13 protein-coding genes are annotated in these 14,095 nt (G+C 62.3%); 1 reads left to right on the forward strand and 12 read right to left on the reverse strand.

What is annotated here, in order from left to right; all coding sequences use genetic code 11:
* The first annotated feature begins 127 nt into the window (after positions 1-127).
* Complete coding sequence (locus HPQ62_RS12425) at positions 128-1,957, forward strand: DUF2207 domain-containing protein (protein WP_174802880.1); 1,830 nt, start codon at positions 128-130, stop codon at positions 1,955-1,957.
* Positions 1,958-2,106: 149 nt separating this feature from the next.
* Here HPQ62_RS12425 and HPQ62_RS12430 read toward each other — a convergent pair whose 3' ends face one another.
* The 12 genes from HPQ62_RS12430 to HPQ62_RS12485 all read right to left on the reverse strand — a co-directional run bounded on the left by HPQ62_RS12430 (position 2,107) and on the right by HPQ62_RS12485 (position 13,697).
* A complete protein-coding gene (locus HPQ62_RS12430; RefSeq protein WP_174802881.1) occupies positions 2,107-2,703 on the reverse strand; it encodes a mobile mystery protein B in 597 nt (198 codons plus the stop codon).
* Positions 2,700-3,161 carry a mobile mystery protein A gene (locus tag HPQ62_RS12435; RefSeq protein ID WP_174802882.1) on the reverse strand — a complete coding sequence of 154 codons (462 nt, stop codon included), beginning with the start codon at positions 3,159-3,161 and terminating at the stop codon, positions 2,700-2,702. Before HPQ62_RS12435 ends, HPQ62_RS12430 begins: the two co-directional genes overlap by 4 nt.
* Positions 3,162-3,710: 549 nt before the next feature.
* Positions 3,711-4,145, reverse strand: a complete 435-nt coding sequence (locus tag HPQ62_RS12440) for a PTS sugar transporter subunit IIA (RefSeq protein ID WP_244629670.1) — start codon at positions 4,143-4,145, stop codon at positions 3,711-3,713.
* A 79-nt stretch (positions 4,146-4,224) separates the two neighbouring features.
* Positions 4,225-4,917, reverse strand: a complete 693-nt coding sequence (locus HPQ62_RS12445; protein ID WP_174802884.1) for a response regulator transcription factor — start codon at positions 4,915-4,917, stop codon at positions 4,225-4,227.
* Positions 4,914-7,631 (reverse strand): sensor histidine kinase, encoded by a 2,718-nt coding sequence (locus tag HPQ62_RS12450; protein WP_174802885.1) that lies wholly within the window; start codon positions 7,629-7,631, stop codon positions 4,914-4,916. The genes HPQ62_RS12445 and HPQ62_RS12450 overlap by 4 nt, the downstream gene beginning before the upstream one ends.
* A 187-nt stretch (positions 7,632-7,818) precedes the next feature.
* Complete coding sequence (locus HPQ62_RS12455; protein WP_174802886.1) at positions 7,819-8,373, reverse strand: potassium-transporting ATPase subunit C; 555 nt, start codon at positions 8,371-8,373, stop codon at positions 7,819-7,821.
* 16 nt (positions 8,374-8,389) lie between these two features.
* On the reverse strand, positions 8,390-10,063 hold the full coding sequence (gene kdpA, locus HPQ62_RS12460) for a potassium-transporting ATPase subunit KdpA (RefSeq protein WP_174802887.1): 1,674 nt from the start codon (positions 10,061-10,063) through the stop codon (positions 8,390-8,392).
* Between the two features lie 126 nt (positions 10,064-10,189).
* Positions 10,190-12,262, reverse strand: a complete 2,073-nt coding sequence (kdpB, locus tag HPQ62_RS12465) for a potassium-transporting ATPase subunit KdpB (protein WP_174802888.1) — start codon at positions 12,260-12,262, stop codon at positions 10,190-10,192.
* Between the two features lie 40 nt (positions 12,263-12,302).
* Complete coding sequence (locus HPQ62_RS12470) at positions 12,303-12,491, reverse strand: hypothetical protein (protein WP_174802889.1); 189 nt, start codon at positions 12,489-12,491, stop codon at positions 12,303-12,305.
* Between the two features lie 20 nt (positions 12,492-12,511).
* Positions 12,512-12,601, reverse strand: a complete 90-nt coding sequence (kdpF, locus tag HPQ62_RS12475; protein ID WP_174802890.1) for a K(+)-transporting ATPase subunit F — start codon at positions 12,599-12,601, stop codon at positions 12,512-12,514.
* Positions 12,602-13,137: 536 nt separating this feature from the next.
* Positions 13,138-13,434 carry a type II toxin-antitoxin system RelE/ParE family toxin gene (locus HPQ62_RS12480; RefSeq protein WP_174802891.1) on the reverse strand — a complete coding sequence of 99 codons (297 nt, stop codon included), beginning with the start codon at positions 13,432-13,434 and terminating at the stop codon, positions 13,138-13,140.
* Positions 13,431-13,697 carry a type II toxin-antitoxin system ParD family antitoxin gene (locus HPQ62_RS12485; RefSeq protein ID WP_174802892.1) on the reverse strand — a complete coding sequence of 89 codons (267 nt, stop codon included), beginning with the start codon at positions 13,695-13,697 and terminating at the stop codon, positions 13,431-13,433. Before HPQ62_RS12485 ends, HPQ62_RS12480 begins: the two co-directional genes overlap by 4 nt.
* Positions 13,698-14,095: the final 398 nt, after the last annotated feature.

Here is a 14,095-nt window from a genome sequence, read left to right on the forward strand (position 1 = left end):
GGGACCATACTCACTTTTTCGGTCAGTTTTTTCTCGCGGGCATCGCGCCTTCGGGGGCAGTCGCGCGTCCGCGGCGGGGTCGATCGTCGCGGCCTTCCTGGTTGTGCTAATCTGGCTCGCGCCGGCCTTGGCGCGTGAGCGGATCGAGCGTTTCGAAAGCGACATCGCGATCGGTCCGACCGGCCGCCTCGAGATCACCGAGACCATCGCGATCAAGGCGGAGGGGTACCGGATCGAACACGGTATCTTTCGCGATCTGCCGGTTGCGGGACGGACGGCGGAGGGCGGCGTCGATCCCGGCGCGCTGCAAGTTCTTTCGTCAACGCTCGACGGCAAGCCGGTGCCCATGCGCGTTGCCCGCCGCAGCGACTATATCCGCATCTTTCTGGGGGATGCCGGAACCGATCTCGAACCGGGCGTTCACACCTTCCGGCTTTCCTATCGCACCGGACCGCAGATCGAAAGCCGCGACGGTCAGGACGCGTTCTACTGGAATGTGACCGGCTCCTACTGGGCCTTCCCGATCGACAATGCCTCAGCGACCATTCATCTGCCCGGCGGCGCGGCGGCCACTGAGGTCGCCGGCTATACCGGGCCACTTGGCTCGACGCGCGCGGAAGTGTCCCGCCGCCTCAGCCCGGATGGCGGCACGGTCGATGTTTCGACCTACCGCATTCTCGATCCGGAGGAGGGGCTGACGGTCGCTGTTAGCTTTCCGAAAGGCTTCGTCAGCGAGCCGGCGGCCACCGAGCGGTTCTGGTGGTGGGTGCGTCGCAATCACGGCGTGGCGATTTCCGTTGCCGGACTGAGCGCTCTCGGTCTGCTGTTCTTGTTCGTCTCCCGCCGGATCAGGCGGCCCGGAGAGGAGCAGGCCGCGCGATACCCGGTGATCGAGCGACGAAAGCCGCCGCGCGGCACCACGCCGGCGCAGGTGCAGTATATTTCGATGCGGCGGATGCTCGGCCATTCCGCGCTCCTCGCCACGGTCATCAATCTCGGCCTGCGCGGGCTGATGACAATCGTGCCCGAGGGCAAGGCCTGGCGGATCGTGCTGGATAAGGGCGAGACCGGCACGCTCGCGCCCGAAGAGGAAGCGCTGGTGGCGGGTGTGCGCTCTGAAGGCGGCAGCGTCCTTGTCGAGCGCAAGAACCGGCAGGTCCTGAGACGGCTTTACGGCGATTTCGCCCGCGTGGTGCGCGCCACCCATGGCCGGCGATATTACGCGCCGAACGGCAAGTGGAAACTGGCGGCGGCCTTTCTCTGCTCCGGCCTTGCCGCAGCGCTTGCGCTGACGGGCATGGATGGCGAAGGGTGGATCCTTGCCTATGGCCCGCTGCTGCCGATCGTGATCGGCCTTGCCTTTGCGGGCTTCGATGCGCGCGCCTCGGCGGATACGTTCAGCAACGCCGCCGGAAACGGTATGGGCGGGGGACTGGTCGCGAGCGCGGGACTGTGGCTGGTGACGGGCTTCTTCACCGGCGCCTTCGGCTGGGCGACGGCGCTTGGCCTCGTCGCCACGCCGGTGCTGTTCTGGGTGTTTGCCGCGCGGATCGGCCAGCCGACGGAGGAGGGGCGGGCGCGCGAGGCGGAAATCGCGGGGCTGCGCCTCTATCTCGAAAGCGTCGGCGACATGCGCCACGCCAATCGCAGCGAAAGGGACGCGCTCCCGGCGCTTTTGCCGTTTGCGGTGGCGCTCAACATGAAGTCAGAATGGAGCCGCGCCTTCGACAGCGTCATGGACGCTGGCCCCGGCACCATCAATCCCATACCCTTCGGCCTGCACCCGACCTTCTACGATACAGGCGCGAGCGGCGCGACCATCTTCGGCGCCTGTCAGGCGCTCAGCACAAACCTGACAGCCTGCATCTCGCCCAACGGATCGGGCTCAGGCGGCGGCTTTTCGGGCGGCGGCTTCTCCGGCGGGGGCGGCGGCGGCGGTGGCGGCGGCGGCTGGTGACCTCCCCAAACGAAACTGATGCCGCCGGTCTGGATTTTTCGATCTTTATAGGGAATCGGTGACGATGCCCGTGCGCAACTCGATCAGGGATCGACAGTTCGAATCCCTTCAAGGCGATGAAACAGACAAGAACTTGGAATTTTTTGTGCTCAGCTGCGCGCGAATTCCAGAAGCGGAGCGATGTCATGATTGTCCGCCGCGCGTAATGCTGTGACGTAGCGTCCTCGCAATTCACCAATGTTGGCCAGACTGCCGCCGCCCCAAGTAAAAGGATCGCCGCCAAGCCGCTCGATCAGAAGGTCGGCCGCGAGACGTGCGTGCCGTCCATTTCCGTTTGGGAAGGGGTGGATGGCGACGAGGCGATGATGGAATCTGACTGCCATCTCATCCGGCGGAAAGGTCTTGTGTTCAATCCAGTAATGGATGTCGCTCAATAAGCTCGCGAGCTCCATTCCAATACGATAAGCCTGAACGCCGATGTTGCGCTCCGTCGTCCGGAACGTGCCGGCCCACTGCCAGACATCACCGAACATCCGCTTATGTAATGTTCGCATGAAGTCTTCGCTGAGCATCCGCTCGAGTGGCAAGCGCCGCCGGCCACGCGCCCAAGCCACACCCTCGACGATGTTTTCTTCTTCAGCTTCGTTGAGGTCGCGGCGGTGAGTGATCCAGGTCTGGAGCAAACCCTCTCGTTCCTGCGGCTCAAGCGGCGTCGCGTCTTCAGGTTCCTGGAAAAGATCTGTCATACTTCGTTCCAGAGATCGCGCTCAGAGAGCCTGTCGCGGATGTAAGCCTGAACGCGAGATTCAAAATCCGCATTGTCCGTACCCTGGGCTTCCAAACGCATCGTGTGTGCGACACGCTGGAGTTCGCACATTGCAATCTTGCGCGCCCGCGCCTCGACAAAGGCGTCAAGCGAGCTGTTTGGAACGAGGGCATAGACGAGCGTGCAATCCAGTGCCTCGGCGGCGCGTCGCAAGGTATTGAGTTGGATTGTTCCAGCTGCTTCCGACTTTTCGATTGATTCAACTGTTTGGGGGCGGACGCCAAGGCGCGCGCCCAGCTGCGCACCCGTCATGCCGAGGGCATCGCGTAGCGCTCGTATCCATCCCTTCGGCGGTGCCCGAAACCGATCAATTGGTTGGAGCGCCTGAAGTCTTTCGTCAAGCCGTCCCCGTGCTCTTTTGCGAGTGTCACTTTTCACTTCTACAGCCTACAAACTGATAATAGGCTAATTTTTATCAGAATGTAGGCTGATTTTCAACTAATTTATATCAGTCTATAGGCTGCTTATGTCGATTAAAATATCAGTCGATAGTCTGATATATAGCCGTTCGCGTCAGTCTGTAGTCTGATCCTCCCGAGATGCCTCGGGTCAGCCATCGGCATCCGAATTGGACCGGCCGCGCTCGAAGCACCCCATGAAGATGCCAGGGAGGTAAATGAGATCGACTCAAATAATTCCAAGTGGATAGCTTTGTGACACCAGGGTCCGTCGGTTCTGATCCCATCAAGACCTTGATGCTGTCCGTCGCTAAGGGCTATCTCATTCCAATATCCGGGCAAAGACCCGAAAGGGAGTGCTCTGCCCGTGAAAGCTGAATGGTGTGGTCCTGGAGAGGTCTTCAGCGTTTTCGTGGCCGCGATCAACGGCAGCCAGACGTTGGCCGGGCCTTCTTGCCAAGTCGACCTCCTCGGCAATCCGATGGCGCAATGGCAAGATCGATTGCTCCAACGAACCGCGCGACATCTGTCAGTCGTCGCACATCGTGATCGTGGCGTAGATCTGCCCGGCGTCGGTGGCGGATCTGATGGTCTTGAGTGTTTCGGAAGACCGCAATTTGCGGGATATCGCCGATAGAAGCTTCAGGTGCTCCGCCTGGTCGCCGGGCGGCGTGAGGATCAGACAAATGACATCCACGGGTCGATCGTCGATCGCCTCAAACGCGATCGGTCTCGCAAGCCGGATGAGGAGTGCAAACGGCGCGGCTACGCCTTCAACCGGCGCGTGAGGAATGGCGATCCCGTCGCCGAAGCCTGTTGATCCCAGCTTCTCGCGATGCTCCAATGCGCCAACAATGTCGGATCGATCGACGCCCAGGACCTGCGCCGCCCGATTGGACATCAGCTGCAGCAGATTGGCTTTGGAGGCGGCAGATACATCGATCAGGACATCGTCCGGCCGCATGACTTCGGAAATTCTCATATGCTACTCACTTCCAGTGCTTGACCGCGTGGGCTGCGCGCGTGGGCGCTCCCGGTCGATATCAGTCGGCTTCGCGCAGCCGGTAACCGACGCCCGTCTCCGTCGTGATGTATTGCGGCTCGTCGGGGCTCAGTTCGATCTTCTGTCGAAGCTGGCGGACATAGACACGGAGATACTGGACGTCGGCGGAACCGCCCCAGACCGCCTCGAGCAAGTGCCGATGGGTGATGACCTTGCCGGCGTGTTGCACGAGAACGCGCAGGATGTCGTATTCCTTCGGCGAAAGCTTGATCTCCTTGTCGCCGACCCTGACGATCCGCTTGACGAGGTCGACGGAGAGCGCGCCGGTCTGGAAAATCGGACGTTCGCCCTGTTGCTGGAGCTTGTGACGCAAGGCGACGCGGATGCGCGCCGCCAGTTCCTTGGTGCCGAAGGGTTTGGTGACATAGTCGTCCGCGCCGAGTTCCAGCGCCCTGACGATGCCGGCTTCGTCTGTCCGGCTCGATAGGATGATGATCGGCAGTTCGACGCCGTCGTTGCGCCACCTGGCCAGGAGGTCATGACCGGGCATGTCGGGAAGGCCGAGGTCCAGGATGATCAGGTCGGGCTCGCCTGCGGCGACGCTCTCCGTCGCCTCCCTGGCATTCATCGCTTCGACGACCTTGTAGCCCTCGACCGACAGACCGACGCGCAGCAGTTTGCGGATCGGCACTTCGTCGTCGACAATCAGTATCCGGATGGTTGGATTGGTCATGATGCATCTCCCAGTCTCGGCGGGTTCGCCGGCGTCGGCATCCGGATCGTGAAGACGGCGCCGCTCCGATCCGTCCTGTTGGCGGATGTGACCGTGCCCCCCATCGCCTCGACGAACCCCCTGCATATCGAGAGACCGAGGCCCGTGCCGGCGAGAACATGGTCGCGCTTGCGCGCGCGATGGAAGCTGTCGAAGACCCTTTCCAGGTCGGCCGGCGGAATGCCCGGTCCTTCGTCCAGTATCTGGATCATCACCCACTTTCCATCCTTCCACGCTCGCATCCGGATCGTGGTCTGCGGTGGCGCGTATTTTGCAGCATTGTCCAGAAGATTGAAGATCACCTGCTCGAACAGGACGGGATCAACCTTGAGCATGGGAAGATCCGCCGGCAATTCGGTGCGGACATGATGCCGCGACAACATCTTTTGCGCCCGGCGGAGCGCCGATCCCACCATGTCGTCAAGATATTGCAGCGAGGCGTTCGGCTCCATCGCGCCGGTTTCGATCCGCGACATGTCGAGGAGATTGGCAATGAACCTGTTCAACCGTTCCGACTCGTCGACGATCGTGGAAAGCATGTCGTTGCGATCCTGTTCGCTCAGTGCCGCCGAATAATCGCGGAGGTTTCCGGCAGCGCCCAGAATGGCCGCCAGCGGGGTCTTGAGGTCGTGCGATATCGATGCCAGCAATGCGGAGCGCAGTTTGTCGGCTTCCGCGGCCAGCCTTGCCTTGTCGACGTCCGCGACAAGCTGGATACGCTCGATCGCAACCGCTGCCTGGTCGGCCAGCGCATCCAGCAGCCGCTGTTCTTCAGGCGTGAGCAGCGGTCCTTGCCTGTCACTGTCCAGGCCGACAACGCCCACCGGCGTCTCGCCTGTGGTAAGGGGGACATAGAGGCGGGCGGCGCCCGGCAAGGTGTCCGCCCCCCGTCCGGCCGGTCGGTTATGTTCCAACGCCCAGCGTGCCGCCGCGATGTCGGCATCGACAAGCGTATCGTCCGGAGGCACGCCCGCCCTGACCGCCACCGTGCCGTTTTCCCGCAGAAGTATGATGATGCGCGCCTTGAGCATGGAGGCCATCTGATGGGCGGATGCCCACAGCACGTCATCCAGCGTACTTGCTCCGGCCAGTTTCCGGCTGAATGAATAGAGCGCTTCCGTCGTTCGGGCCCGCGCCTTGGCGGCGATCGTCTGCGCCCTGGCGCGCGCGGCGACATTCGACACGATCACGGCCACGATCGTGAAAAACACGACGGAGATGATCTCGCGCGGTCGCGAAATCAGGAATGTATGATAGGGATTGGTGAAGAAGAAATTGTAGCAGGCGGCCGACAACACGCTGGCGTAAAGCGATGGCAACAGGCCGAACCAGACGGCGACGGTGACCACGCCGGTCAGGAATATCAGCGCGATGTGTTCGACGCCGAGCCAGGGCCAGAGCGCCAAGCCGAAGCCGACCGCCATCGCAACGACCAATGTCGATTTCAGATAGGCCTTCCAGTCCGGACGCGAACGCGGTTCCGCGACCGCGACAGAGGCTCTGGACGCCGGCACGCCGCCAGGCTTGCTTCCGGCCACCACATCGACGCTGATGTCGCCGGCATGACGGACAAGTTCGTGAACGACGGAACCGTGCAGGATCTCGAACCATCGAGACCGCTCGCTCTTGCCGATGACGATATGGGTGATGTTGTTGGCGCGGGCATAGGCCACGATATCGGCGGCGACACGACCGCCGCCGCCGGGAACGGTCACCGCATCCCCTTCGAGGCTCTGGGCCAGACGCAGCGCCGCGGCGATCCGATCCCGACCATCATCGTCCAGGCTCTGCGTGCGCCGCCCCTCGACATGGAGCGCGACCCATGGCGCGTGCAGACGATCCGCGAGCCTTTTGGCGTAACGTACGAGCCCTGACGAGCACGGGTCCTCGTTGACGCAAACGAGGATCCGCTCGCCGGCCGGCCACGGCCCCTCGATCGCGCTCTGGCGCATCTGGGAGAGGAGTTGCTGGTCGACGCGCTGGGCCGTCTGGCGCAAGGCCAGTTCGCGCAGCGCCGTCAGGTTCCGCGGCGAGAAATAGTTCTCGATCGCGCGCTTGGCGGTCCTCGGAACATAGACCTTGCCTTCATTCAGCCGCTTGATCAGGTCGTCGGGCGTAATGTCGATGATCTCGACGTCATCGGCCTTTTGGAGAATGGAATCGGGAAGCGTCTCCCGGACCCGAATGCGCGTGATCTGCGCGACCACGTCATTCAGGCTCTCCAGATGCTGGATATTGAGCGTCGTATAGACGTCGATGCCATGGTCGAGGAGTTCGAGAACATCGAGATACCGCTTGGGATGACGGCTGCCCGGCGCGTTGGTGTGCGCCAGTTCATCGACAAGCACCAGCGCCGGACCGCGTTCCAGCACCGCATCCAGATCCATTTCCTCAAGGACCCGGCCCTTGTATTCGATCTTTGTCCTTGGAATGACCTCGAAACCGCGAACCAGGGCCTCGGTTTCCTTTCGGCCATGTGTTTCGACCACGCCGATGACGACATCGTCGCCATCGGACTTGCGGGCCCGGCCGGAAAGCAACATTTCGTAGGTCTTGCCGACGCCGGGCGCGGCGCCCAGAAAGATCTTCAGGCGGCCGCGTGTTTCCTGCTCCGCCTTTTCCAGCAGCGCGTCAGGAGAAGGCCGTGTATCGCGCGCTGACTCTTCCGTTCCCATCTCGTCATTCCCGCCACGTTGAGGCCATCAAATGCAACCACCCGAAAGTGCAGTCGCTTGTCGAGCCGTCCGCCGTTCCACTTCCCATGATGCCGCCTCCGGGTCTGCGAACCGTCGATCCCGGAGACGGCTTCGATGGACATGCCATCGCATAGGTATGGCGCTTTTGGTCTGCGGACAATCACGCTCAGTTCATCGCATCGAGCGCGATGTTGAGTTCAAGGACGTTGACGATGCGGTCCGTGCTGAGGAACCCGCCGGGAGAGAATGCCGCCTGGCGGACGAGCGTCTCGACCGGCGCGACTTCGAGTCCACGCGCGGCAGCCACGCGTCCGGCCTGATAGAGCGCGCCGTCCTCGGAGATATGCGGATCGAGACCCGCTCCGGATGCGGCTGCGAGATCGGCAGGCAACGGGTTGTCCGGGGTCGCGCCGTAGCGTTCCACCATGGCGCGACCGCGGTCGGCGATATCTGTGCTCGTCGGCGACTTGTTGCTGCCGCCGGCGCCCGCGCCGTTATAATCGACGGCTGAGGGCCGCGGCCAGAAGTAGCGGGGTTCGGTGAAGGCCTGCGCCACCTGGCGGCTGCCGATGACCGCGCCGCTTTCGCCGATGATCAGCGAACCATTGGCGGTGTCGGGGGCGATCGCCCGGGCCACGGCCCAGACGGCTGTTGCATAGCCCGCGACGCATATCAGCATGGTCGCCGCGGCAATGCGAATACTCGACAGAAAAAGTTGCATCTTTCGGATCTCCGGATCAGTTCATGAACATGACGTGTTCGGCAATCGGGCCGAGCGTCGCCGCCGGGAAGAAGGTGAGCGCGCCGATGACGAGGATCGTCGAGGCGAGCATGGTCGCGAAGACGCCGCTTTCGACGCTGAGCGTGCCGCTCGATTCGACGCTGCGCCGCTTGGCCGACAGCGAGCCGACGATCGCGAGCGGCAGGATGATCGGAATGAACCGCGCGAGCAGCATCACGATCCCGGTCGCGATGTTCCACGGAACGGTGCCATCGCCGAGCCCCTCGAAGCCGGAGCCGTTATTGGCGCTGGCCGACGTAAACTCGTAGAGCATCTCGGAGAAGCCATGCGGTCCGACATTGTTGAGCGTGTCGGCGCCCCACGGCGTTGCGGCGAAGATTGCCGTCCCGCCCAGGATGAACAGGCCATGCGCCAACAGGGCGAACAGCGCGAACTTCACCTCCCGTGCTTCCACGCGCCAACCGAGATATTCCGGCGTGCGGCCGATCATCATCCCGGCAATGAAGACGCCGACGACGATATAGAGGAACATGTTGATCATGCCGACGCCGACGCCGCCGAAGGTGGAATTTAGCCACATGCCGATCATCGGCATCAGCCCGGTCATCGGGTTGAGGCTGTCATGCATGGCCCCGACCGAACCGTTCGAAGTCGAGGTCGTCAGCACCGACCATAGAGGGCCGCCGGTTGCGCCGAAGCGCAGTTCCTTGCCCTCGAGATTGCCGACGGTCTGCTCGATCGGCAGGTTGGCGAAGGCTTCTGTCGGCGCGGATTCGAAATAGACCGCGCCTGCGATCTTGACCGCGATGAAGCCCAGCATCACCGCGAAGATCACCATGGCGTGGCGCTTGCGCTCGATGATCCGGCCGAACATCCATACGCAGGCCATCGGGATCAGGATGATGGCGACCATCTCGATGATGTTGGTCCAGAAGCTGGGGTTCTCCAGCGGATGGGTCGAGTTGGGACCGAAGAAGCCGCCGCCATTGGTGCCGAGCTGCTTGATCGACACGAAGGCGGCGACCGGACCACGGGCAATGGTTTGCTGCACGCCTTCCAGCGTGGTCGCGATCGCCGCCCCATCGAACGTCATCGGCACGCCGCCGAGAACGAGGAGGATGGCGAATAGGACAGCAACCGGCAGCAGGACGAGGAAGGACGCGCGCTGCAGGTCAACGAAGAAATTGCCAAGCGGCTTGCCGGCAAGACCGCGGGCGAGCGCGGCAAGCGCCGCGATGCCGGTGGCTGCAGACACGAACTGCAGCCACATCAGGCCGCCGAGCTGCGACAGGTAGCTGAGCGATACCTCACCCGAATAATGCTGCAGATTGGTGTTGGAGGTGAACGAGGCTGCCGTGTTGAAGATCAGGCTGCCCTCCAATGCGCCCTTGCCGTCGGGATTGAGCGGCAGGGCCTGCTGCAGGGCGAGAAACCCGAAGGTGACCACGAACATGACGATGTTGAAGGCCAGCATGGCGACCATGTAGCGCTTCCAGTTCTGGTCCTGGATGCATGTGGCGCCGCCGATCGACTGGAACAGGCGGGTGAAGCCGCCGGCCTCGCCCCTGTTCGGGTCCATGGCCCATTTCATGTAGCGGCCGAGCGGCCAGGAAACGAGCGCCGTGCCGCCAACGACGAGGACGACGAAGATTATGGATTGAATGAACATCGAGAAGTCTCCGGCTTCGTTGGAAGATCAGGCCCGGTCGACGGCATCGGTCATGACGAGCAGAAGCCCGAAGACCGCCAGTCCGAGAACGAGATAGAGGATGGTCATGTGTCGCATTCCTTGTGGTCAGGCGAGGCCGATGGCGGTGATGACGAGGTCGATCGCCTTGATGCCGATGAAGGGCACGATGAGGCCGCCAAGCCCGTAGATGAGAAGATTGCGCCTCAGGAGCCCGTCCGCGCCGATGGCCTTGTAGGCAACGCCTTTGAGCGAAAGCGGGATGAGGGCGATGATGATCAGCGCGTTGAAGATGATCGCCGACAGGATCGCGCTTTGCGGCGTTGCGAGCCCCATGATGTTGAGCACGCCGAGTTGCGGATAAAGCGCGATGAACATGGCCGGAACGATCGCGAAATACTTCGCGACGTCGTTGGCGATCGAGAAGGTGGTCAGCGCCCCGCGCGTCATCAGCAACTGCTTGCCGATCTCGACGATCTCGATCAGCTTGGTCGGATCGGAATCCAGATCCACCATGTTGCCGGCTTCGCGGGCGGCGATCGTGCCGGTGTTCATGGCGACGCCGACATCGGCCTGGGCGAGGGCAGGGGCGTCGTTGGTGCCGTCGCCGCACATGGCGACGAGCTTGCCCTTGGCCTGTTCCTCGCGGATCAGCGTCAGCTTGTTTTCCGGCGTGGCTTCGGCCAGGAAATCGTCGACGCCGGCCTCGGCGGCGCCCGCCGCCGCCGTCATCGGATTGTCGCCGGTGATCATCACCGTGCGGATGCCCATGCGGCGCAGTTCGTTGAAACGCTCGCGAATGCCGCCCTTCACGATATCCTTGAGATGGACGACGCCGAGCAGTTTGCCGTCCCTGACCACAGCCAGAGGCGTGCCGCCGCCCCTGGCAATATCGTTTGCGATCGCCTCGAGTTCGCGTTTGCTCTCGGCGCTGGCGCGCACCGCTCCAGCCGCAACCGATGCCTGATCGAGGTATTTGAGAACGGCGTCGACGGCGCCCTTGCGGATCGATGATCCGTCAATGTCGACGCCCGACATGCGGCTTTGCGCCGTGAACGGCACGAAGGTCGCGTGCAGCGATTGCATGTCCCGCCCGCGAATGCCGTATCTCTCCTTGGCGAGCACGACGATGGAGCGGCCTTCCGGCGTCTCGTCGGCGAGCGAGGCCAATTGAGCGGCATCGGCCAGTTCCTGTGCGGTGACGCCCTTGACGGGCCGGAACTCGGTCGCCTGACGGTTGCCGAGCGTGATCGTTCCGGTCTTGTCGAGCAGCAGCGTGTCAACGTCGCCGGCCGCCTCAACGGCGCGGCCGGACATGGCGAGAACGTTGAAGCGCACCAGGCGGTCCATGCCGGCGATGCCGATGGCCGAAAGCAGCGCGCCGATCGTGGTCGGGATCAGGGTGACGAACAGCGCCACCAGCACGATGATCGGAATGGAACCGCCGGCATAGGCGGCGAAGGCGGGGATCGTCGCGGTCGCCATGACGAAGATCAGCGTCAGGCCGGCGAGCATCACGTTCAGCGCGATCTCGTTCGGCGTCTTCTGGCGCTCGGCGCCTTCGACCAGGGCGATCATGCGGTCGATGAAGGTCGATCCCGCCTCGGCGGTAATCCTGACCTTGATCCAGTCCGACAGCACCTGCGTGCCGCCAGTCACCGCCGAACGGTCGCCGCCGGATTCTCGGATGACCGGCGCGGACTCGCCCGTGATCGCCGCCTCGTTGACCGAGGCGATGCCCTCGATGATCTCGCCGTCGGACGGGATGATCTCTCCGGCTTCGACCAGGACGACGTCGCCCGTCTTCAGGCTCGTGCCCGGCACGAGCTTGACCTCGTTGCTGTCCGGATCGGCGAGCAGCTTGGCCTGCGTCTCGGTGCGCGAACGGCGAAGCGACTCCGCCTGCGCCTTGCCGCGTCCCTCCGCGACCGCCTCGGCGAAGTTCGCGAAAAGGATCGTGAACCAGAGCCAGAGGATGATCTGGAAGGAGAAACCGAGGTCGCCCGCGCCGGTCGCGACGTCCTTGATAAACAGCACCGTCGTGAGAACCGAGACGACGCCGACGACGAACATCACCGGGTTCTTCGCCAGCGTACGCGGATCGAGTTTCTTGAATGCGCCCCCAAGTGCGGGGACAAGGATGCGAGCGTCGAAGAGGCTCGCGGATTGGGACTGGCTCATATGCGACTCCAGCATGTTAATGAGTGACGGTTCGGTCCGTTCAGCCGCAGCCGAAAAGCGCGGCGGCAAGCCGGGCGACAAGCGCGATCAGCACCGTCGCCACGGTCAGGGCGAGGATGACGCCCGATGCCCGCAGCGGCTTTCCTGCCTTGGGGGTTTTGGGCTGCTGCGGATCGAGGGATTTGCGGATCTGGCGAAGCGGCGTTCCTATGGTCCGTGCCGGTTTCATCGGGCTGGACCTTCGGGAACTCAGAAGCGCTCCGGCCGAAGCAGCGCGTAGATCAGATAGGCAGCGACGAACAGCGTCACCGCACCGCTCAGAGCATAGTCGACGATCATTTCTCACCTCTTCTCCTATGCGGGACCTTTATTTGCTCCACGCATTTGCAATGCAGGTCATCGCCGCAAGATCGGAGGCGCTATGCGGAGCTATGAGAGCGCCAGTCGCATTCCGGCCGATTACCGATGATGGCAAGAATATGGCGCGGAACCGCATAGGGGTTCGAGAGAGGGGGAGAGGCCAAGACATAAAAATCTCATAGGAAAAGCGCGACTTCTCGATCGGGAAATAGGGCAGGTCGCTGCCGGCCGGGATCGTTGCCGTATCGAGGCAAAAGAGATAAATCTAGTGCCACATTCTCCGAACATCCTGATTAGGCTTGGGAGAGCTTCTTCAGTCCGCGTGGTGACAAGCTTCAAATCACCGGCAACAATGCTTCAGCAACTCGCGGAAACGGGTCATTGATTACCCCCCCCTCCAACCGCACAAAAGGCGGTTGCGGGATGGCTGATCTGGGTTTTGACGCTCAGACGTAAGCCGTAGTCGCGCAGTCCTGCTTCAGTGCCCGAGGTTGCGCCAGTTCGACAGCCTTTTATCATTCGCCGAAGAAGATGGCGCCGTAGTCGGTGGCGCCATGCAGAATATGAATGATGACCACCTTTGCACTGTCAGCGCGGTAGAAGATCAGGTAGTTGCCGTGAACGCGCCGATGGATTTGATGATGTTCATAGCGCGGGACGAGGGCGAAGGCATTGGGGTTAACGACGATATCCTCACAGCTGCTCTGCAGTTCCCGAAGGAATGACAGGGCGCGTCGTGGGTTTCGCTCGGCAATATAATCGGCGATTTGCTCAAGTTCGTTTTCGGCCTCTCGGGAAAACGCAAGGATCATGCCGATTTTTCGGCCTTCTCATCCATTGCACCGTATTTCGCGTCGAGACGGTTGAAGACGTCGCTCGCCGGCGTGGTCCGGCCAGCGTCCGCATCGGCGATGCCGCGCATGATCGAGGCATCCAGCGCGAGAAGCCGGGTCTCGCGGTCCTGGACCAGCCGCACGCCTTCACGCAGCACTTCGCTTTTCGAGCCGTAGCGGCCTGTCTCCACGAGTTGCTGAATATAGCTTTCAAGCTGCTTTCCCAGATCGGCGCTGATCAAGCGGTCCTCCATCGTATTATGACGAATTCAACATAGGCGGCTTATCAACAGTTATCAAGTGGAGCGAAGCTCACTCTTGATGTCCTGCGCTGGCCAAATGCTTCCAAATCGACCTGAACTCGCCGTCGGCTGCGCCAACCCACGTTTTTGTGGGACGGGAGCCTGTTGGCAAAGAATTACTAGACGAACTGAAGTAACGTCCCTACATCTCTGGGATGTCTATAGGATACACCATGCAGGTAAGGTAAATCAGGGGTCGTAGGTTCATATGCCTTCAAGACCCTGAAGCTGACCGTCAACACGCGCTTAGTCGCGCCAATATCCGGGCGAAGGTCTGGACGGCAGCAAAGCGCCTCCATTTCGGTCGTGGAGGTCTTCATCGCGCGCTGAGCTGCTGC

This window comes from Martelella limonii, from assembly GCF_013344475.1.
Taxonomy (GTDB): Bacteria; Pseudomonadota; Alphaproteobacteria; order Rhizobiales; family Rhizobiaceae; genus Martelella; species Martelella limonii.

Coding starts and splice junctions, on each gene's coding strand:
- HPQ62_RS12455 (WP_174802886.1), bottom strand. CDS start 8,373: ATGCAACTTTTTCTGTCGAGTATTCGCATTGCCGCGGCGACCATGCTG.
- HPQ62_RS12480 (WP_174802891.1), bottom strand. CDS start 13,434: ATGATCCTTGCGTTTTCCCGAGAGGCCGAAAACGAACTTGAGCAAATC.
- HPQ62_RS12470 (WP_174802889.1), bottom strand. CDS start 12,491: ATGAAACCGGCACGGACCATAGGAACGCCGCTTCGCCAGATCCGCAAA.
- kdpB (WP_174802888.1), bottom strand. CDS start 12,262: ATGAGCCAGTCCCAATCCGCGAGCCTCTTCGACGCTCGCATCCTTGTC.
- HPQ62_RS12440 (WP_244629670.1), bottom strand. CDS start 4,145: ATGCGGCCGGACGATGTCCTGATCGATGTATCTGCCGCCTCCAAAGCC.
- HPQ62_RS12445 (WP_174802884.1), bottom strand. CDS start 4,917: ATGACCAATCCAACCATCCGGATACTGATTGTCGACGACGAAGTGCCG.
- kdpF (WP_174802890.1), bottom strand. CDS start 12,601: ATGATCGTCGACTATGCTCTGAGCGGTGCGGTGACGCTGTTCGTCGCT.
- HPQ62_RS12430 (WP_174802881.1), bottom strand. CDS start 2,703: ATGACAGATCTTTTCCAGGAACCTGAAGACGCGACGCCGCTTGAGCCG.
- HPQ62_RS12450 (WP_174802885.1), bottom strand. CDS start 7,631: ATGGGAACGGAAGAGTCAGCGCGCGATACACGGCCTTCTCCTGACGCG.
- kdpA (WP_174802887.1), bottom strand. CDS start 10,063: ATGTTCATTCAATCCATAATCTTCGTCGTCCTCGTCGTTGGCGGCACG.